At 66.6% G+C, this 19,186-nt stretch carries 15 protein-coding genes and 1 tRNA gene; 2 read left to right on the top strand and 14 right to left on the bottom strand.

Features of this window, described 5'->3' with window-relative positions:
* Nucleotides 1–675: 675 nt before the first annotated feature.
* Nucleotides 676–1,071 (bottom strand): (R)-mandelonitrile lyase, encoded by a 396-nt coding sequence (locus SOM19_RS03255; RefSeq protein WP_320485115.1) that lies wholly within the window; start codon nt 1,069–1,071, stop codon nt 676–678.
* A gap of 277 nt (nt 1,072–1,348) precedes the next feature.
* Here SOM19_RS03255 and SOM19_RS03250 point away from each other — a divergent pair, with 277 nt between their 5' ends.
* Nucleotides 1,349–4,024 (top strand): GH116 family glycosyl-hydrolase, encoded by a 2,676-nt coding sequence (locus tag SOM19_RS03250; protein WP_320485114.1) that lies wholly within the window; start codon nt 1,349–1,351, stop codon nt 4,022–4,024.
* A 488-nt stretch (nt 4,025–4,512) separates the two neighbouring features.
* On the opposite strand, the gene SOM19_RS03245 is transcribed toward SOM19_RS03250, so the two are convergent.
* The 10 genes from SOM19_RS03245 to SOM19_RS03200 form a co-directional block, all read right to left on the bottom strand.
* The gene (locus SOM19_RS03245) at nt 4,513–5,637 is read right to left on the bottom strand and encodes a Gfo/Idh/MocA family protein (protein ID WP_320485113.1); all 1,125 of its coding nucleotides are present in this window, start codon (nt 5,635–5,637) and stop codon (nt 4,513–4,515) included.
* Entirely contained in the window at nt 5,634–6,461 is an 828-nt protein-coding gene (locus SOM19_RS03240; RefSeq protein ID WP_320485112.1) for a sugar phosphate isomerase/epimerase family protein, read from the bottom strand. Before SOM19_RS03240 ends, SOM19_RS03245 begins: the two co-directional genes overlap by 4 nt.
* An 11-nt stretch (nt 6,462–6,472) precedes the next feature.
* Complete coding sequence (locus SOM19_RS03235; RefSeq protein WP_320485111.1) at nt 6,473–6,817, bottom strand: twin-arginine translocase TatA/TatE family subunit; 345 nt, start codon at nt 6,815–6,817, stop codon at nt 6,473–6,475.
* On the bottom strand, nt 6,817–7,587 hold the full coding sequence (gene tatC / locus SOM19_RS03230; RefSeq protein ID WP_320486653.1) for a twin-arginine translocase subunit TatC: 771 nt from the start codon (nt 7,585–7,587) through the stop codon (nt 6,817–6,819). Before tatC ends, SOM19_RS03235 begins: the two co-directional genes overlap by 1 nt.
* A gap of 48 nt (nt 7,588–7,635) precedes the next feature.
* Nucleotides 7,636–7,887, bottom strand: a complete 252-nt coding sequence (gene tatA, locus SOM19_RS03225) for a twin-arginine translocase TatA/TatE family subunit (RefSeq protein ID WP_320485110.1) — start codon at nt 7,885–7,887, stop codon at nt 7,636–7,638.
* A gap of 40 nt (nt 7,888–7,927) precedes the next feature.
* On the bottom strand, nt 7,928–8,743 hold the full coding sequence (locus SOM19_RS03220; protein WP_320485109.1) for a carbohydrate ABC transporter permease: 816 nt from the start codon (nt 8,741–8,743) through the stop codon (nt 7,928–7,930).
* 95 nt (nt 8,744–8,838) lie between these two features.
* Nucleotides 8,839–9,801, bottom strand: coding sequence for a carbohydrate ABC transporter permease (locus tag SOM19_RS03215; RefSeq protein WP_320485108.1), 963 nt, complete (start codon nt 9,799–9,801; stop codon nt 8,839–8,841).
* A 26-nt stretch (nt 9,802–9,827) separates the two neighbouring features.
* Entirely contained in the window at nt 9,828–11,144 is a 1,317-nt protein-coding gene (locus tag SOM19_RS03210; protein ID WP_320485107.1) for an ABC transporter substrate-binding protein, read from the bottom strand.
* Nucleotides 11,145–11,249: 105 nt separating this feature from the next.
* Entirely contained in the window at nt 11,250–11,939 is a 690-nt protein-coding gene (locus SOM19_RS03205; protein ID WP_320485106.1) for a hypothetical protein, read from the bottom strand.
* Between the two features lie 107 nt (nt 11,940–12,046).
* Complete coding sequence (locus tag SOM19_RS03200; protein ID WP_320485105.1) at nt 12,047–13,120, bottom strand: Gfo/Idh/MocA family protein; 1,074 nt, start codon at nt 13,118–13,120, stop codon at nt 12,047–12,049.
* A 99-nt stretch (nt 13,121–13,219) separates the two neighbouring features.
* Here SOM19_RS03200 and SOM19_RS03195 point away from each other — a divergent pair, with 99 nt between their 5' ends.
* Nucleotides 13,220–13,936, top strand: coding sequence for a TetR/AcrR family transcriptional regulator (locus tag SOM19_RS03195; protein ID WP_320485104.1), 717 nt, complete (start codon nt 13,220–13,222; stop codon nt 13,934–13,936).
* 405 nt (nt 13,937–14,341) lie between these two features.
* Here SOM19_RS03195 and SOM19_RS03190 read toward each other — a convergent pair.
* From SOM19_RS03190 to SOM19_RS03180, 3 genes are all read right to left on the bottom strand, one after another.
* A tRNA-Ser gene (locus tag SOM19_RS03190) sits at nt 14,342–14,430 on the bottom strand.
* A 111-nt stretch (nt 14,431–14,541) separates the two neighbouring features.
* Complete coding sequence (locus SOM19_RS03185; protein ID WP_320485103.1) at nt 14,542–15,333, bottom strand: ZIP family metal transporter; 792 nt, start codon at nt 15,331–15,333, stop codon at nt 14,542–14,544.
* A 233-nt stretch (nt 15,334–15,566) separates the two neighbouring features.
* Nucleotides 15,567–19,166: a glycoside hydrolase gene (locus tag SOM19_RS03180; RefSeq protein WP_320485102.1), complete on the bottom strand. Its 3,600-nt coding sequence runs from the start codon at nt 19,164–19,166 to the stop codon at nt 15,567–15,569.
* Between the last annotated feature and the right edge of the window lie 20 nt (nt 19,167–19,186).

Genomic DNA, 19,186 nt, shown 5'->3' with positions numbered 1-19,186 from the left:
TCGGCGACGGCGACGGCGGGCAAGCGCGGACTCCGGACAGTGGACCGCTGCGAATCGCCGTCATCGATGAGCAGATCGATAGGCGCGGTCCACCAGCAGGTCTCAGTTCGCAGACGCATCATGGCGCCCATCATTAGGCGGCTTCTGATCTGGTGAAGATTTGAGAAAGAACCCCACCGCCGCGAACTGACGCGACTGCGCCCGAACCGCCCGGAACTGCGTCTCAAGCGGCTCTGAACGACCGCGAAACTCCCTGAAAACCGCGGAGACGGAGGGATTTGAACTCCGCTGAGCCGTCACCACCTCTAGGTGATGAGGGCCATTCATGCGGTTTCCCGCGCTTCGCGTGGGGATTGAAGTGAGCTCGGAGGCACCAGTGGCCACCGAGGTTTTCTCAACTCTTTCTCACGCTCGCCGGCGCTCATTTGAGCTGCCTTGGCCGTTCTCTGACCCTACTTCCTCGGAGGTCGCGGTGAGCAGTTACGGTGGGATTTGAACCCCTATCCGATCACCTTTCAAGGGTGCTCGAGGGCGCACTTTCCGCGTCATCCCTCAGTTCTGAGCCTTTCATGGCTGCCCAGCGATGCACTGCTTCTTTCGACGACTTTTCCCACGTCCCTTGCGGATGCGCGGTCATGGGAACTGCGGCGCGGACCGCTGCGTCGTCCGCCTCCGTCATCGGTCGTTGTACTCGGCGTCGGTGACGTGGTCTCCCCAGACGGCGCTGGGCTGGCCCGGGAGGGTGTCCCAGATTGCGAGGTGCGTCATGAACCTCTCGGGCGCAGCGCCGTGCCAGTGCTCTTCATTGGGCGGGCAGATCACAGTCTGTCCGGCCGGAACTTCGACGATCGCGCCGCCGCGAGACTGGATCCGCGCGATCCCTTCCAAGACATGGAGCGTCTGCCCTCCGGGATGCGAGTGCCACGCTGTTCGCGCACCGGGAGAGAAACGGACGAGGCCAGCGTTGGCCTGCTGACCCGGTGCGGTGGGCGCGGCGATGGGGTCGAGCCATACGTCGCCGGTGAACCACTCGGGCGGATTCTTGACGGTGTTCGGCCGCTGCACTTCCATCGGGTTTCCCTTCGCTCGTCTTCTGAGGCGTTCTCCAGTGTGCGCCGGACACCACTGATGAGGGAGGCCCTGTCAGTACGTGCTTCCAAGCCGTTCTCGCACGATTCCCGTCCCGTCCAATGCACGCGGCGTGATCGCACGACGACTCCTTCTTGTTGCCCTCTTGTCAAAACACAACCACCTGTTTATATTTGGCGAAACCGAAGCGATCGGTTTTGTTTCGGATGAGTAGCGCCCATCCAGCGATGCCGGTGTTCAGATCAATGAGGAGATGTACATGTCCGCAACCCTTTTCAGAGGCCACGGTCCAGGCAGGCGACTAGTCGCCGTTGCCGTCGTAGCCGGCCTGGCCATCACATCGGCGCCAGCCGTCGCGTCGGCGTCGCCGCCTCCGCCGCGCGCGGACGCCGCGCACCCGCCGGGCGACTCGGCCCTGGGTGACGCCGCGTATCAGCGGGCTCTGGGAGTCATCGGAAGCACCCCGTGCAGCCCTCACGACTGGCAACTCTGTGCAGGTGATACCTCCGCTCCCGACACCGTGCCGTATGCGCTCGGCAATCCCATGGCTCAGCCCGGCCTCGGGATTCCGCTCGGTGGGCTCGGAGCGGGCTCGTTCATGATCAACCAGGCGGGGACGTTCGGTCCGTGGAACATGGGCGGTTCTACAAACTCGAACTACGAGAAGCGGATCCTGCCTCAGGCCGCCATCCACGTCCGTGAACAGCAGCCGGGCAGAACCGCCTCGACCAAGACGCTCGCGGTCAATACTTCCGAGTTCGGGTCCGTGCTCCCTGCGTGGTCGACCCTGGAGGCGGGGAGCGGGACGTACAGCGCGCTCTACCCCTTCGGCCGCATCGACTACGCCGACCCGGTGCCCTCCACAGCAGTGTCCACAACGTTCTGGACACCCATTGTTGCCGGCGACGACGAGTCCTCCTCCCAACCGGTGGCCTATTTCGACGTCGAACTCACGAACGAAACGAGCAAGACGACGAAGGTGTCGACCATGTTCACCTTCCCCAATGCTCCCGCTCACGTGGCCAGTGCAGTGCAGAACACCCCCAGTCCGGTGCGCAGCGTCCGAACCGGCTTCACCAGCCACAAGACCGTGGATCACCGCAATAAGATCACCGGAATCACGCTGGGTGCGTCCAGCCCCGACAACACCGCCGACTCGCAGAACAGCGAGTGGACCACCGCGGTCCAAGGTGAACCGGGACAGCGAGTTTCGTACGCAACCTCTTGGAACGCAGACGGCGACGGCTCAGACATCTACGCCGCCTTCAACGCCACCGGCCGTCTCCCCAACGCTGCCCTAGATGGCAGCAACTCCGCCAGCGCACTCGCCGTCGACATGAACCTGAAAGCTCATCAAACCGAGACCATCCGATTCGTCCTGGCGTGGGACTTCCCACAGATCACGTTCGGTACGGAGGGGGACACCTCCTGGATGCGGCGCTACACCTCCTTCTACGGAGGCCGTCAGGACGAGCAGAACAACTACATCACGGGCAGCTACCCCGGCAACCAGGGCTTCGAAATCGCAGCGCGGAACCTGACACGCGTGGACGAGGCAGCAGAAGCGGTGGACAGCTGGTGGAAGCCGGTGGCCTTCGATGACACGGTGTCACCCGCGATCCGGATGGCGGCGCTGAACGAACTCGGTCAGCTCTCGTTCAACGGCTCCTTCTGGGAGTCGGGCCTGGTCTCCTCCCCCTACAACACGGATGTGCCCCGACCGGGCTCGGCAGTCCCGGGAACTCACCTCTTCCACACCGTCACGGGTGGCGGCTGGGCCGACGCCGGCGAGACTGACGTTCAGGGGCAGATGGCGATCGCCTTGCGTGAACTGTTTCCCTCCACCGAAGCCGCATGGGTCCGAGCGACCTCCGAGATGATCGCTCAAGACCCGAACGGCCGAGTACCCGGCAGCCCTGGTTTCAACCCCCCGGTAGGCAATTACATCTGGTGGCAGCTCACCGCGCCGTGGCTGCTGTGGGAGAAATCCACCGGCCCGGCAGTACCGGAGACCACGTTCTTCGATCGTCCGGTCAAGTACCTGATCCGCGCGTACGGCGCGTATCGCAGTTCGGGCGACGACTCGCTGTTGCGCGATGCGTATCCGGCGATGCTCCGCCTCTGGACGCACGACGTCCTACCTCGGATACCGCAGGGAGACACGCTCCCGACGGAGGCGGCCGTTTTCGCCAGCACCTACGACGTGATGGGCCAGTCGGGTGGAGTCCACGGGGTCTACACCTCCGGCCTCTACATCCTGGCCGCAGACATCATGGCAGCCGCTACTGAGGACGCGAAACGGCTCGGTATCTCCGAAGCGTCGACCGTAGACGTGGACGCGCTCACGCAGACGCGGGACGCCGCACAGTCCGCATACGAGGACGCCTTCTGGACGGGGAGCTACTACAAGTTCACCGACGCTGGCGAGAGGTCTACTGACCTCTTCGTCGACGTGCTGTGGCCTCAGCACGTCGCCGAACAGCTGGGGCTGGCGGACATCAATCCGCCCGAGCGCGTGGCCGCTCACCTGACCCACTCCTTCGACCAGCTCACCCAGGTGAAGGACTCCGAAGGTTACATGCTCGGAGCGCCGAATCTGGTCCCGAACGGGGGCACGCCGTACCCGGTGCTGCCCAACCGGCCCAGGGAAATGGGTTTCCAGGCCGCGGAGGTATGGACAGGGACGAACTTCGAGTTCGCCGGAACGCTCATTCAAGAGGGCCGACGGCTCGGACGACCCGACCTGGTCGACGCTGGCAACGAGCTCGCGGAGGGTGTGGTTCACCAGATCTACAGCCCCACTGCCGCGGCGGGCGGCGCGTTTGCGTTCAACACCCCCGAGGGGTGGAACGGCTACGACACCACCACCTACCGGGCGGCGTACTACGCGCGAGCGCTAGCGGCGTGGGACATGTACGCATCGGCCCGCCAGTGACGGCGCGGAACTGACGCGCGAGCACCAATTGAGGACGCAGGGGCAGACCGTGCCCCTGCGTCCTCTTCACATCCCTGATTCAGGGCTCTGCCGACCCGGATGCAGTCATCCCGCGACCTCAAGCGCCTCGCTCGCGCGCGCGTCAAAGAGTTCTCTAGCGCCACACAGCGGTGCAGCGCTTGACGTAAGTGTCGACTGCCGAGCGCATGTCGGTATCCGGGTCGAGGAGCCATTGCAGGCCGATGCCGTCCATGACGGCGGTCACGAGCCGCACTTCGATTCCGTCGACAACAGCCCGATCAACCACTACCTGGTCTGAGTATCCGCGGCCCACGTCCGAGCCGGGTGCACGACGATCTGTTCCAGATGGGGCTACTCGCCGCCGTCGCCACCACACCGGCATAGCCCTCGCGCGTCATGAGCGTCGGCCGCCGAACGGCCATTCCGTCCCCCGAGCACTTGCCCCTCGCACCGCGCGGCGCTCCCGCTTAGAGCGTCTGGGCGAAGGGGTCGAAGTCCTCGGGCAGCGCCGGTACGGCCGGGACGGAGCTCTCGACGGTCACGAACCGGCCGCTCTCGGCGGACTCTTCCGCTGAGAGCATGACGTCGAGGATGTGTCGTCCCAGCTCGCCGGAGGCGAGGTGGGGTCGGTCTTCCGCGATGGCGCGGACCATCTCCAGCAGCCCGAGGCCGCGGCCGACGGTTGCCCCCTTCTGCTCGATCTGGATCCACGGCTGCTCGAACTCTTCACCGTCTCGGAGTTCTGTGAGCGGCTTTACGTACGCGGTGCGGCCAGTGAATCTGTTCGGGTCCGGGATGACGATCGAGCCTTCGGTGCCGTGGATCTCAACGACACCGTGGCGCTCCAGCGCCGAGTCGAAGCTCAAGAGTGTGTGGGCCTGCTGACCGCCCTCGAACATCGTGAGCACCTGGAGGGTGGTGGGCACTTCGACGGGGAACCGGGTGCCCGCGTCGGGTCCGGTGCGTATCTCGCGGTCGGCTCGCGCCCTCATGCCCGCCGCCGCGACGCGATCCACGGAACCCAGCAGACTGACCAGTGCGGTGAGGTAATAGGGCCCCATGTCGAGCAGCGGACCGGCACCCCGTGAGAACAGGAACTGCGGGCCGGGATGCCACAGGTCGGGGCCTTGCGTTTGGAACGAGGTGTGGGCGAAGAGCGGTGCACCGATCTTGCCCCCGTCGATCGCGCGCTTGGCGGTCTGTATCCCGGGGCCGAGGACGGTGTCGGGCGCGGAACCCACCCGGAGTCCGGCGGCATCCGCTGCCCTCAGCAGCGCGTCGACGCCATCTCGTTCCAGGCCGATCGGCTTCTCGGTCCACACATGCTTTCCTGCCGTGATCGCGGCGGTGGACACCTCCACGTGCGCGGCAGGAGTAGTGAGGTTCACGACGACCTGCACATCGGGGTCGGCCAGAACATCGGCGGCGGTCCCCCACTTTGGAACGCTGTGCTTCTCGGCCTGCGCACGGGCCCGCTCGACGTTCAAGCTGCCGATTATCACGACGTCGATGTCCGGGAACGAACTGAGGTTGTCCAGGTACGTGTCGCTGATGACGCCGCTGCCGATCAGGCCGACGCCGACCGCGCTCATCGGACGAACCCCCCGTCACGGAGGAAGGCCAAGCTCGCAGCCACGTCGTCGAAGACGTTCGTGGGCGGGTTGTCGTACTCGATGACGGCGTAGCGGATCGCGCCGGCACCTGCCCGGAGGGCCTCGCCCAGGGGGACGTCGCCCTCGCCGGCGTGTCGCTGATCGAGCGAGTCGGACGAGAACGCAGGCGCGTCGGGTGCGAACGGGTTGCTCGGAGGCACCACGCCGTCCTTGACGTGCACGGCAACGAGTCGTGATCCCAGCCGCGACACGAGTGCCGGGACGTCTTGTTCCCCGGCGAGCGCCCAGAACAGGTCCAGTTCGATCTCCACGGTGTCATCTGTCAAGGACACGAACCGCTCGAAGGCAGTCTGCCCGTCGAAGGTCGCGACGAACTCCTGGGCGTGGTTGTGGTACCCGACGCGCAGCCCGAAACCGGCCGCCACCTCAGCGGCGCGATTCATACGCTCGGCGATGTCGGCGACGCCGTCCTCGGTCATCCAGCGATCCACTGCGACGAACGGGTCGATGACGGTCGTGATCCCGACTGTCGCTGCGGCGTCGAACACCACTTCTGGGGCGGGAGTCGGGATGGACCCGTCGGGCGTCCACAGCTCGTCCGACAGGAGCGGCGCATGGCCGGTCGGCGATTCGAGGCCGGCAGCGTGCAGGGCGGCACGGATCTCGTTCGGGCGGCGTACGAAGTCGAACGCTTCGACGTGCTGTAGACCGAGTGCGGCCAGCTTGTCGAGCGAGCCGCGTGGATCGGCGGAGAAGTCGGCAGCCAGCGAGTAGAGCTGGACGGAGGCGCGCGGCAAAGCCATGGGTTGTTCTTTCATCTGTCGTCGGGAAAGGGAGCGGTGGGGGCGGGGACTGATGGGCGCGGCGCAGGATTCGCCGGCGGATCGACCCCCTGGGGCACCGTGGGCGGGGCCAGGATCGCGTCGGCGATGATCCGCCGCGGGTTGTACTGGCGCGGATCCAGGGCCTTCCAGGGGATGTCGTCGAACTCTTCGCCGATCTCGTCGCGTGCGCGCTGCTTGGCAGCCTCTGTGAAGGCGCGAAGCTGCCGGACGGTGGCCCCCAGCCACGCCGCAGCTGCGGTCATTCGGGTCGGCCCGAGCAGAAACGCGGCCAGGACCGCCAGGATGAACAACTTCGTGGGGTCCACTCCGAACATCAGGACACCATCCGGGTCAGGGCCGGCGACTGCGGTTCGGCTGCGGCGATGGCTCGTGCACGTCGCTTGTCATTAAGCCACGCGAAGCCTGCGGCGGCGTAGTAGAGGAGCACCATGGGAATGGCCAGGAGGAACATCGACAGCACGTCGGCGGCTGGGGTGGCGAGTGCCGTGAAGACGGTGATCGCGAGGATCACGTAACGCCAGGAGCCGAGGATGGCCGATGCGCTCATCACGCCGACGACGTTGAGCAGGACGAGCAGCAGCGGCAGCACGAACGCGATGCCGACGATGAGCATGAGACGCAGGATGAAGTCCACGTAGCTGCGCGCGTTCAGGATCGAGCTGGAGTTGCTGGGAGCGAAGCCGACAAGCATGGCGATCATGTGCGGCAGCACCAGCCAGCCGGCGGCGCATCCGGCCGCGAAGAGCGGTACCGCAGCGCCGACGAAGCCGAGTGCGTATCCCTTCTCGCGGCGGGTCAGCGCCGGGACGATGAAGGCCCACAGTTGGTAGAGCCACACCGGCGACGAGAGGACGACTCCGACGGTGAACGCTAACTGCAGCCGGAGGTCGAATGCTGCCGTGATCTCACCGAAGTTCAGCAGGGCCATCCGTCCCTGCTCGGTTTCGATGGCGGCGATGAATGTCTGCACCGCGTCGAGCAACCACCCGGACAGGGCAAACCCGGCCACCGTGCCGGCCAGCAGCGCCACGGCGGCGACGGTGAGCCGCTTCCCCAGCTCGTTGATGTGGCCGCCGAGGCTCATGGCGCCCTGGGGGTCTCGACCGGCTCGCGCCTGTCGCGACATGAGGACTCACACCCCGGTGCGGGAAGCGTGCGGCACGACTGGAGCGCCGGCGAGGTCGGCGTGCCCTGGCAGCGATGCGCCCGGGTCGGTCCCCGTTGGGGGGGTCTCGCTCTCGTCCTTGAGGTTCTTCGTCTCCGAGCGGAAGATGCGAACGGATTGACCGACGCTGCGCGAGAGCGCGGGCAGTCGCGTGGCCCCGAACAGCAGAAGGACGACGGCGAGAATGACGAGCAGGTGCCAGCCGGACAGGTTTGCCATGAATAACTCCTTTGTTATGGGTGATGAGGGTGCGTGCTGGTCAACGGCCGGCGAGGGAGCCGCCGATGCCACCGACGCTGAAGTAGCGGTTGAGGACGGCGAACACGACGACCGGAGGGAGCAGCATGATGACGGCGACCGCCATGACTGACCCCCAGTCCGTGATGTTCTGCTGGAAGAAGGACTGCAGACCGACGGGCATGGTGTAGCTGGTCTCGGTCCGCAGGAACACCACGGCGACCAGGTAGTCGTTCCAGGACAGCAGGAAGGTGAAGATCGCGGTGGAGAGGATCCCGGGAAGGCTGTTGCGCAGCACGATTCGCCAAAAACCCCCGAAGACGGATGCCCCGTCGATCCATGCCGCTTCCTCGAGCGAGACAGGGATGCTGTCCATGTAGGCGGCCATCATCCACGTTGCAACGGACATGCTCGCGCCGACGTACACGATGATCAGGCCGGTCAGGGTGTCGACGAGACCGAGGTTCGCGAACAGGATGAACAGTGGGATGACAGCGGTGATGACCGGCAGCGACTGGATGACGAAGAGGAGCAGCGCATATCCGGAGACCGCCCTGCTGCGACCACGGGAGAGCACGTATCCCGCGGGGGCCGCCACGACCACGGACACCAGGACTGTCGCGAGGGCGACCAACAGGCTGTTCTGCAGCCATGTCGGGGTGAGGGTCTCGGTCAGCACGTAGATGATGTTGTCGAGAGTCAGACCTGACTGTCCGCTCGCTGGGCTCGGCGTCAGTGCAAGGAGCAGGACGGCGAACACGGGCACCAACACGACGACGGTCAGAACGGTGATGAGAGAGAATCTCCCCCACTGCCCGCGCTTCTCCTGCTCGGTCACGGGGGGCTTCTTTCGCCGCCCCCCGCGGCGGGTGGTGATCGTGCGGGTCTCTGACTGAGGCTCTTCACCCGCGAGGTGGGTGCGCAGCACACTGCTCATTCGACACTCGACTTTCGGATCTGGCGGTACAGCACAACGGAGACCGCGACAAGAGCAAGAGTCATGATGAAGGCGATCGCCACGCCCGGTCCGAGCTGGAAGTTCTGGAACACGGTCCGATAGGCGAGAACCGTCAGCGATGTGGTGGCGTCGACCGGACCGCCTCCGGTGAGGAGGTAAATGGTCGGGAAGTCGTTCACGCAGAAGATCGTCATGAGGATCCAGCTGATGTAGGTGGACCGGGCGATCAGAGGAAGCGTGATCATCCTGAACTGCTGCCATTTGCTGGCGCCGTCCATCTGCGACGCCTCATACACCGTGGGGTCGACCGCTGCCAGGGCAGCCCCGGTCATCATCATCATGAAGGGAAAGCTGATCCACACCTTGAAGACGCAGACCGTGACCGCCGCGAGCGTCGGATCGGCGAGGAACAAGACGTTCTCGATGCCGAACTGCCGCAGCAGGAGCGGGATCGGACTCTGTGGCGTCGCGACAAGCCAGTTCCAGGCCGTCGCCGAGACCACGACGGGAACCACCCAGGGGAGCAACAACAGCACTTTGAACAGACCGTTGGCCGGAATCCGCGTGCGCAGCAGCAGCGCGAACGCGAGACCCAGCAGCCACGACCCGAAGACGCCGACGATCGTGAAGATGATCGTGAACCGGGTTGCCTTCCAGAACGCCTCCGATGTCAGCACGGTGACGTAGTTGTCGAGGCCGACGAACGCCCCTTCGGAGATCAGCGTCCCATCGTGCACCGACTGGGACGCGGCGACAGCGAATGGATACGCGTTGATCAGGACGAGGAGGACGACGGACGGAACGATCAGCGCGGAGTAGGTGCGTCGAGTCTGCCCGGCGATGGCGTTGCGACTGCGTCCGGGCCGGCCCGCTCCGCCGGCGCCGACGCCGGATCTCGCCCGTCGCAGCCGTGTGGCGGCGTTCTGTGAGGTGGTCATGCTGTTGCTCCCTGGGTGGTGCCGGACTACGACGTAGCGGACTCCAGCTCGACCTGCAGCCCTTCGAGCGCGGTCTTCGAATCGGTCTGGCCGCCGAGGATCGCCTGGGTGAACTGCTGGAGCCCCTGACCGCCGTCGACCGCCGCCAGATCGGCGAAGAGCGTTTCCGCCTGGTACGACAGCGGCTTGACCACCGGCTGCCACTGGTCGATGATCTTGACCCACTCGGCGTCGGACTGGAACGCCTCCGAGTCCACGATCGACTTCAGCACGGGCAGCGAGTCGATCAGCTTGTTGTCCCAGTACATCTTCATGTCGTCGAGGTACGCGGTCAGGAACGCCTCCGAACCCTCCTGGCTGGGGGTGTTGGTGTACATCATCAGGTTGTTCACGTATCCGAGCGTCCCGGTGCCGCCGCTGTATGCGGTCAGCGGTGATGCCACCACGACGTCGTCATCATTGACAAGATGCTGGAGTCCGGCGGTGTGCCAGCCCATGCCGATCCGCTTCGTCTTCCACTGCTCGATGATGTTGTCGGCGGTATAGCTCGGGGCGCCCGGGTCGACGGCCTTCACCGCGATCAGCTCCCGCACAAAGTCCATCGCTTCGATGTTGGCGTCGGTGACGGCGTCGGGTTTCTGGTCGGTGTCGAACAGGCCACCGCCGTTGTTGATCATCAGCGAGATCAGGGCCTGGGAGCCGATGCTGTTGCCCGCTCCGGCGCCGATGCCGAATCCGTAGACGCCGGTCTTCGCGAGAGCCTTGGACGCTTCGATGTAGGACGCCCAGTCGGTCGGTACGTCAACGCCTGCCTGCTCGAGGAGCGACTTGCGGTACCAGAGCACACGGTAGTCCGCCTGCCACGGGATGGCGGCGTAGCCGTCCGGCGTCTTCATCGTCTCGACCGTGCCCGGGAGGAAGTCGTCGAGCTTGCCGCTCTTGCGCATCGACTCAATGAGGTCGTCGGCGTAGGCGATTGCGCCCTGTTCGGCGAACTGGAACGCCTGGAAGCCGGCACCGCTGCTGACCGCCGGTCCCGTCTTCGAGGCGATCGCCGAAGAGAAGGTCTGGTAGAAGTTGTTCCACTGGATCTGCTGGTAGCTGGCCGACGGAAGTCCGCTGGCGGGCGAGTACCCGGTGGTGACGGCCTTGGCGGCGTCAGCGTACGACTGCGGGCCCCAGGGCATGTCCCAGAATTTCAGGGTGCCGCTGCCGCCACCGCCTGTAGCGGCGCCGCCCCCGCCTCCGGGAGCGCAGGCCGCGAGCAGCGGAACTGCGGCCGCTGCGGCTGCGATTCCGAGGAACCCGCGGCGGGAGAACGTGGCTGGTGTTGAGGTGTTCATCGTTGGACTCCTACCCGACCTTGTGGTCGGCTCTCTGTGGTGTGTTGGGGGTGGGCTGTGAAACGGATGGAGTGGGTTGTCGGTAGGGCGTTGGTCGACAGTTCGCTATGAGAGGGGTGCTCCGCTGAAGAGCAGCTGGCTCGCGTCGTCGAACTCGCGGAGGTCGTCGGGACGTTCGCGCTGCTCGAAGGCGGTGATCACGCGTCGCCACGAGGCGCGGTGAGCCGACTCCCAGCGCGTGGGCAGCGTGGTCGACCCGTCGGCGTGCACGATGGTGACGACGCCAGGTGCCGCCGTTCCGGGATCGGGCACGGAGAGGTGCACTCCGCCGGTTCCGGCGACGACTCGGACGTGGAAGGGGCGCTCGATCGCAGGGCCGACCGCGATGGTGATCGTCAAGGGCGCCCCACCTCCGACGGTCCCGCTCATCAGCACCGACCGCGACTGGCGGTGAAGGATCCGGAGATTCTCCACCGCACCGATGACGTGGTGCGCGATCTGGACGGACTCGTGCACAGCCTGCTCGACGTCGTCGACCGTCGGCACGTTCACCGCGATCCCCGCAAAGGAGATGAGCGCGTCGAGGTTGCCGACCGCGTCACGGCCGTTGACCACGGCCGGATTCGATCGCCAGTGCTGGTCGAGGATCACGAAGGCGTCGAGTTCGGCAGCGGCTTTGCGGAGACTGTCGACCGCCTCCGCCACGGGCGCGACGACAACGACCCCGGCCGCGCCCTCCCGGAGCGCCTGGATTGCTCGTTCGACCCAGCCAGCAGCGCCACTGACTGCGCGCACGTCGGCATTGTCCGCGACCAGGTCCATTGTCGCGGGCAGGGAGGCCGCCACCCAGGCGAGTGCGCCAGCAGCGCGCGTCTCAACATCGGCGGCGATTCTGATGACGTTCATGCGGCCGACTTCCAGTTGCTGCGGATGTGGCTGGATGACTGGTCGGCGAGCGCGATCGCGAACCGCAGGTCGTCGATGAGCTCCACCGTCGGCGGCGGCGTGTCCTGACCTCGCGCGATGCGGGCAAGTGCCATCCACTCCGCGTCGTACCCGCTGACGGCGAACGGGCCGAACGTTCGGCTTCCCGTGCTCGAGTGAAGCGTGGCGACCGCCGATCCCCCTTGCACATACGAGGGGGTGAAGGTCACGTGCAGCGACAGATCGTCGCCGATGATCTCCAGCGTCCATTCCGGTGCCCAGGACTCCGTGGTGGTCGCCTGCAGGTGGACGACCTTGCCGGAGGCGGTTCCCGAGATGACGTATCCCCACGGTGGCGCGAGTTCAGCGCGCAGCACATCCAGGTCCGCGAATGTGGGGAGGAACTGACGGATCAGGGGCAGGTCGTGGATTGCGAGCCCCATGATGCCGCCTGTGACGGCGCGTACCGCCGCATCCGGACCGGTCTCCTCGACCGGCGCAGACGACGCACGCCCGACAATGTCGGTGGAGAGATCCTCGAACTGGGCATTGGGCGGAATCACCACCGAGGAACGGATCGTGTGCGACGTTTCGACCAGTGCGCCCCATTCCGCCTGGGCGGCCAGCCAAGCGGGGTCGAACGTGTGCATCGCTCCCACAATGATCGGCACGCCGGTCTCCTCAGACACCGCGGCGATCTCGTTCGCCTCGGCCGCCGTCATCGCGAACGGCTTCTCGCAGAGGATCGCCTTGACCCCGGCCCGGCACGCTGCGATGACCTGTGCGGCGTGGAAGTGCGATGGGCTGCAGATGACGATGACATCAACGCTCGGGTCGCCGAAGACATCTTCCGCCCGCGTCGTGTAAGTGGCGCCGGCTCTCCGCGCGACGGTCTCCGCGGTGGGGGCATGAACGTCCATGACCACGCGCACCTCGAAGTCGTCGCTGAGCCGTGCCAGCGTCGGAAGGTGAATGGCCTGAGTCACCGGACCCGCCCCGAGAATCCCCACCCGTAGCCGGGCGGCCCTATCGCGGTCAGCGGGCATCGACATCCGTCTCTCCTTCGAGTTCAAATACGACCGATTGATCATGTTTCGTTCGACTATAAGCGATCGGTCAGGTTTGACGCAAGCTGCGCGTAGGGTGTCCTTGTGGACGGTTCGATGGGATCGAAGTCAGAGGCCGGGCGCGGGGTGCGTGGTCCGTATCGCAATGGCGTCAAGCGCCGGCGTCAGATCGTGAAGGCTGCTGCGGTGGCGTTCGGGCAATACGGCTATCACGGCGCCTCTTTGCGGCAGATCGCCGACCAAGTGGGCACGACGAACGCCACATTGATCGCGTATTTCGGCAGCAAGGAAGGGCTCCTCGTCGCTGTCCTGGAGTACTGGCGCGAAGAGACTGCCCCCGAGACGGACGTCTTCCGGGGGCTGGACTACTTCCGATCATTCGCGTTTCTGATGCGATACCACGCAAAGCGGCGTGGACTCATCGAACTCTTCCTCACCATGTCGATCGAGGCCGCGCAGGAGGATCACCCCGCCCGCCCACTGATCCTTGAACGGCAGCTCGCCACCATCACCGGAATGGCGGAGAACCTTCGCTTCGCTGTGGAGCAGCGGCAGATCCATTTCATGAGCCCAGAGACAATGGAGGCAGAAGCTCGTTTGATGATCGCGACCCTCGACGGCCTCGAGATTCAGTGGATCCAAACGGACGATCTGGATCTGGAGGCCATGGTCCGGCGGCACGTCGACTCCGCCATCACACGCTGGACTGGACGCTCGATCGAAGAGATCAGCCGAGAGACCGACGAATGGCTTGCAACGCACCAGAAGGACGAGTATCTCGAGCTGTCAGACCTCCGCTGAGGTTCCTACCGGACACGACAGATCGCCTCGCGTGCTCAGCCGCGGAAGTGACGGTGGGACAGATACCCACGGTAGGCAGCGCGAGGCTGATCTCGGCTGGTCGCGTCAGGCCCATCCGCCGTGGTTGAGACGGAGGGTAAGTACCCCTCCGTCTTTTCTTTCTCAGATCTTTCTCAAACCACCGCACTGCTGCGAATCGCCGTCGTCGATGAGCAGATCGCTAAGCGCGGTCTCCCATGAGCTCTCACTTCGCTGACGCATTCGAGCGCCGGTCGGTAAGCGGCCTCTGATCTGGGAAAGATTTGAGAAAGAACCCAACCGCCGCGAACGGACGTGAGTGGCCCTGATGAGCCCGGAAATGCGTCTCAAGCGACTCTGAACGACCGCGAAACACCTTGAAAACCGCGGAGACGGAGGGATTTGAACCCTCGGTCCCCGTGAGGGGACTCCACCTTAGCAGGGTGGTGCACTAGGCCGAACTATGCGACGTCTCCAGGCATCCGCCCGCAGAAACACGCGGATGCACCTAGCCATCATACCTGCTGTGATCGCCCGGAACGGACGAGGTCACCCGTCCGATGCGGGGTGGAGTTCTTCCGTCGGCGTCATGCCAGCGACAGCACGAACGACAGGACGAACCCGGCTGCGGTGCTCAACGCGACCGCCGGACCGCCGTGTTCGAACGCCTCGGGCATGATGGTGTCAGCGAGCGCAGCGATCACGGCCCCTGCCGCGAAGGCGAGTGGGAGCGAGACCACCGCAGGGTCGCTGCCGGTGAGGAATGCGGCGCCGACGACCACCGCGATCGTGACGAGCGCGGCACACGCTGTCCACAGACCCAGCACCTGTCGGGCCGAACGACCCTGTTCCCGCATCGATGCCGCGCCGACGAGAGCCTCCGGCAGGTTCGAGACGAAGATCGCGGCCAGCAGCGCGAGTCCGCCCGTTCCTTCCGTCAGCGAGATGCCGAGGGCGAGATTCTCCGGGACACCGTCGAGGGTCGCCGCCGCCAGCAGCGCCAGACCCGCGGTCCCGCGAACGGACGCCGCCGTCGCGGGGCGGTCGACGGCCGCGGCATCCGTGTCCAGCTTGACGCTCCCCTGGTACTCGTCCGCCGGCTTCGTCCGGGCGCCGGGCTGCGCCCACCTGTCGAGGAGCGCGCTCAGGACGGTGAAGACGACCGCGCCCACGAGCAAGCCGATCGCCGCCAGCCAGATGCCGCCCCGCTCGTAGGAGTCCTCGAACAGCTCGAAGCTCAATGCGGTGATCAGCGCTCCCGCCGCAAAGGCGAGGAGCATCGCGAGCAGCCGCTTCGGAAGCCGGAACCAGATGCCGATGGCCGCCCCGATGATGAGCGCACTGGAGGCGATGGCGCCGAAGAGCAGAGCCGTCCACATCGTGTCAGCTCCCGGCTCCGGGCCGTTCCCGGCTATTCATCGCCCTGCCCGTGGCCTTCCACTCCCTGCGCGGCATTCACGTCTGGACGATAGGCCTGACCCGAGCGAGGGGCGATGCCATGGCACGAACCGCCGTGACGTGCTAGCGCCCGCCCGGCATACCCGGACCGGACCGCGATGAGGTACGCCGCGATCCGGTCCGGTTCCCGCTCAGCCCGATGCCGGGCGCGATGTCATCCGCACGACGCGGCGCCGTAGGCGGCCACGATCGTTTCGCTGAGCTCAGGCGCCGCCGGCGCGGTCGCGACGATGCTGATCTCGCCCGCCGGCACTCCGACGGTGCGGGTGGTGAACACCGCCGACGCCTTCTTGCCCGCGGCGACCGGTCCGATCGTCGCTTTTCCGTAGCTGCTGCTGGCGACGAAGCGCACCGGCTGGTCGTCGGCGTTGGCGACGCTGAGCGCGACGACCACCTTGCCCGCCACGCAGCGCGTGGTCGCAGTCGCCGAGACATCGAGGGCCGGAGCGGTCTCCCGCACGAAGTCCAGCGTGTAGACGCGCTCGGTCCCGTCCGGCGCGGTGACGGTGACGGATGCCTCGCCCTCCGGGCCGGTGGGCTGGGCGATCTCGATCACCGCGTCGTCGTCCACCGGTACGGCGGCGACGGTGGCCGCGGCATCCGACGTCCACGGAACCGTGTAGGCGGTCTTGCCGCTCTCGAAGCCGTCGAGGTCGGCGCCGTCGAGCGTCACACGCGCCAGATCGGCCACGCTCGATCGCGTCGCCGCCGAGGCGTAGATCTCGATCTCCGACACGATCATGTGAGTGGCCGCCCTCGCGTCGAGAACCACCCGCACATCGTCGGCCTCCACGCCGCCGAGCGGGATGTCCACGACCGGCGCAGTGCCGTCAGCGGGCACGGGCACGGCGACCGATCCCGAAGCGGTCCACGCTCCGGTGCCGGTGCGGTGCTCGACGCGCATCGACTGCGGCCAGCTGTTGCTGGAGCCGTCCTTGAAGAAGTACGCCGTCACATGCTGCACGCGCTCGCGCTTCGCGAGGTCGTACGTGAGGGTGTCCTGGACGTTCTTGGTGCCCGAGCGCCAGTTCGACCACCCCTTGTCGGTGCGCAGCCCGTTCTTGGTGCGGTCGACACCGTACGAGGCGCTCTCGGTGAACGTCGCCGTCGCGGTGCTCTGCGGTGCCACATTGCCCTCCCCCGCAGCCGTCACGATGATCGACAGCGTGGCGGGAATCCCGGCTCCGCCCGATCCGTCCGACGCCGTGCCCGGCACGGTGACCACTCCGGGGGCGGCGAACGACGTATCGGTGAGCCCCTCCCAATCCCAGGTCACGCCGAGCGGGAACCGCTGGGGTGCGGCGCCCACCTGACCCGGAACGGATGCCGGAGCCGACGCCTGCACGCGGGCGAGGCCGGCACCGGCGAAGGTCGTGATCGACACCGGATCGGTCGCGGCGAATGCGCCGATGACGACGCGCGCCTCCGCCTCGAACGACGCACCGAAGGCGTCGGTGCCCGAACCCGCGACCGTGACCGTGCCTGCGGTGCTCCAGTCGGCGCCGGCGGTGTCCCACACGACCGATGCCGAGCGCTCGACACCGCCGTCGTAGACCACGGTGACCTGCGAGGGAAGCGCGGGAGCGACGCCGACGCGCGTCGCCGCCTCGACGGTCTTCACCTCGCGGATGCCCGTCCCCGCAATCGTCCAGCGCTGGTTGCCGCCGTTGTTCGAGGTCCACGTCCCGACCCCCGCGCCGTCGACGGAGCTCTGGCCGTTGACGTCGAGCACCCGCTCGGCAGCCACGCTCAGCAGCGAGAAGGTCTTGCCGTCGGTCGTCGAGGGAATCCATTGAAGAGCGGGATCGGATGCCGCGGCCGACGGGTCGGCGTCGACCAGGGCGGTGCTCGTTCCCGAGACCGCCAGCAGGCGTCCGTCGCCGTTCTCGAGCGCGACGCGCTGGCGGTCGGTACCCGCGCCCGACAGGGAGTGGACGGTCCAGGCCTGCGGCGTCGCCGTGGCGGACGTCGTTCCACCGGTGCGGATCGCGAGGCCCGCGGGGTCGGCCGTGAGCGCCTTGCCGCTCTGCACGCCGAACAGCTGGTAGGTCTCGCCGTCCTCGAGCGCGGGGGCCTGAGCCGACGCGCCCGAGACGCCCTCGACCAGCAGGGTGGTCACGGACTTGCCGGGCACGCTCACCACAGCGGTGCGAGAGGCGCCGTCGACCGGCACGGCCGCGCCCTCGACCAGCGCATTCGCGGTCACGTCGTCGGTCGGCGACTGCGTGGTGACGATCGGCGTCACCGTCGCACCGGGTGCGATCTGCGCGAACCCGGAGAGGTCGATCGTGATGTCACGGGCGACGGCCTCGGTGTTGACGTGCACGAGGGTCACCCCGTCACCCTCGGCCGTCACGGCCGCCGTCGTCTGGGCGTTGTCGGTGGGAATCAGCGAGTCGCCCGGCCGGATGTAGTGCGTGAAGTTGCGCACCGTGTTGTACTTCGCGTTCGTCTGAACCTGGCAGGACGGGTCGGCCTCGCCGTCGGCGATGCGCCGGAGCGAGTTGCCGTTCGCGTCGCAGTCGAAGTCGATGAAGACGCTCCCCCAGTTGAGGTCCTCGACCTTCTCCATGTTGTAGAGGTCCTCGACCGGCTGCCAGAACACCCACGCCGACGGTTCCAGCTCGCGCAGGTCGTCGACGATGCGGCCGGCCATGCCGAGCCCGTTCTCGATGTTGGTGAGGTTGAAGCCGGTGCCGTCCCAGTCGCCCTCGACCTCGCTCATCCACAGCGGCTTGTCGGCCGCTTTCGCGATGTCCCGGACGACGAGGCGGTCCCCTGTGCCGTAGGTGTGGACGTTCAGCTGGTCGACGATGCCCTTGGACTCCGGCGTCCAGGCGTTCCAGTTCTGGGAGAAGATGCTCGGGTTGGTCTCGTCCATCGCGGAGATGGCGACATCGGTCGCCGTGCCGGGCTCGGTGAGCCGCGACTCGAGGGCCTTGACCATGAGGTCCTGGCGCTGCGGGCCGATGTGGGCGCCCTCCTGCCGGCTCGCCGACGTGGGCCAGCCGTTCGTCCCGATCCTCGTCGACCAGTACGACGTGTTGGGCTCGTTGAACGGATCGAGGGTGTCGAACTCGATCCCGTGCTCGGCCTCCAGCCGGTCGACGACGGTCACCAGATAGTCGGCGAAGTCGGCCATGTCCTCGGCGGCCAGCTGCTCGGTGCTGCCGTTGTCGATCCCGCCCGAGACGTAGCCGCTCTGCGTGAGGAAGTAGGGCGGCGAATTGCTGAAGGCCTCCCACTTGGTGACCTTGTCCTTGAGGGCGTCGATCCACCAGCGCTGCGTGGCGTCGGCATCGAAGTCGTAGTGCGCCGGGTCGTCGCCGTTCCAGGCCGCCGCATAGCGCTCACGGTCGGCGTACTCGGAGGTGATCGCGCCTTCGGCGTCCGACACCCCGAGCTCCGGGTTCCACCAGCCCTCGACCGCGCCGCCGGGCCGGAGGTACGACGGCACGTCCGTCGCGTTGCCGCCGCCGATGTTGTACCGGGCGATGTTGAGGTTCAGTCCGTCGTCGCCGAACACCTTGTCGAAGAGGTCCTGCCGGACGCCCTCGGGGTACCCGCCCGTGGCATTCGCGAACCACACCAGGCTCGTCCCCCAGCCCTCGAACGGTGCTGAGGCGTACGCCGGATTGGGCGTGATGCGCACCGGCACACCGGCGGCCTGGGCCGCTGTCGGAACGGCCGCGAGCGACGACCCGACGAGGGCGAACGCGGCGGCGGCAGTGAGTGCTCGGGAGATGGACTTCATCGTCAGTTCCGTTTCTTGGC

The organism is Microbacterium sp. CFBP9034, from assembly GCF_034045255.1.
Taxonomy (GTDB): domain Bacteria; phylum Actinomycetota; class Actinomycetes; order Actinomycetales; family Microbacteriaceae; genus Microbacterium.
The sequence above is the reverse complement of the archived record's forward strand: the minus strand, read 5'-3'. Positions and strand labels throughout refer to the sequence as shown.

Bases quoted from the DNA above. Each gene is read 5' to 3' on its own strand.
- SOM19_RS03255 (WP_320485115.1), bottom strand. From the start codon at position 1,071: ATGGAAGTGCAGCGGCCGAACACCGTCAAGAATCCGCCCGAGTGGTTC.
- SOM19_RS03245 (WP_320485113.1), bottom strand. From the start codon at position 5,637: ATGAGCGCGGTCGGCGTCGGCCTGATCGGCAGCGGCGTCATCAGCGAC.
- SOM19_RS03210 (WP_320485107.1), bottom strand. From the start codon at position 11,144: ATGAACACCTCAACACCAGCCACGTTCTCCCGCCGCGGGTTCCTCGGA.
- SOM19_RS03215 (WP_320485108.1), bottom strand. From the start codon at position 9,801: ATGACCACCTCACAGAACGCCGCCACACGGCTGCGACGGGCGAGATCC.
- SOM19_RS03240 (WP_320485112.1), bottom strand. From the start codon at position 6,461: ATGGCTTTGCCGCGCGCCTCCGTCCAGCTCTACTCGCTGGCTGCCGAC.
- SOM19_RS03180 (WP_320485102.1), bottom strand. From the start codon at position 19,166: ATGAAGTCCATCTCCCGAGCACTCACTGCCGCCGCCGCGTTCGCCCTC.
- tatC (WP_320486653.1), bottom strand. From the start codon at position 7,587: ATGAGCCTCGGCGGCCACATCAACGAGCTGGGGAAGCGGCTCACCGTC.
- SOM19_RS03185 (WP_320485103.1), bottom strand. From the start codon at position 15,333: ATGTGGACGGCTCTGCTCTTCGGCGCCATCGCCTCCAGTGCGCTCATC.
- SOM19_RS03200 (WP_320485105.1), bottom strand. From the start codon at position 13,120: ATGTCGATGCCCGCTGACCGCGATAGGGCCGCCCGGCTACGGGTGGGG.
- tatA (WP_320485110.1), bottom strand. From the start codon at position 7,887: ATGGCAAACCTGTCCGGCTGGCACCTGCTCGTCATTCTCGCCGTCGTC.
- SOM19_RS03235 (WP_320485111.1), bottom strand. From the start codon at position 6,817: ATGTTCGGAGTGGACCCCACGAAGTTGTTCATCCTGGCGGTCCTGGCC.
- SOM19_RS03250 (WP_320485114.1), top strand. From the start codon at position 1,349: ATGTCCGCAACCCTTTTCAGAGGCCACGGTCCAGGCAGGCGACTAGTC.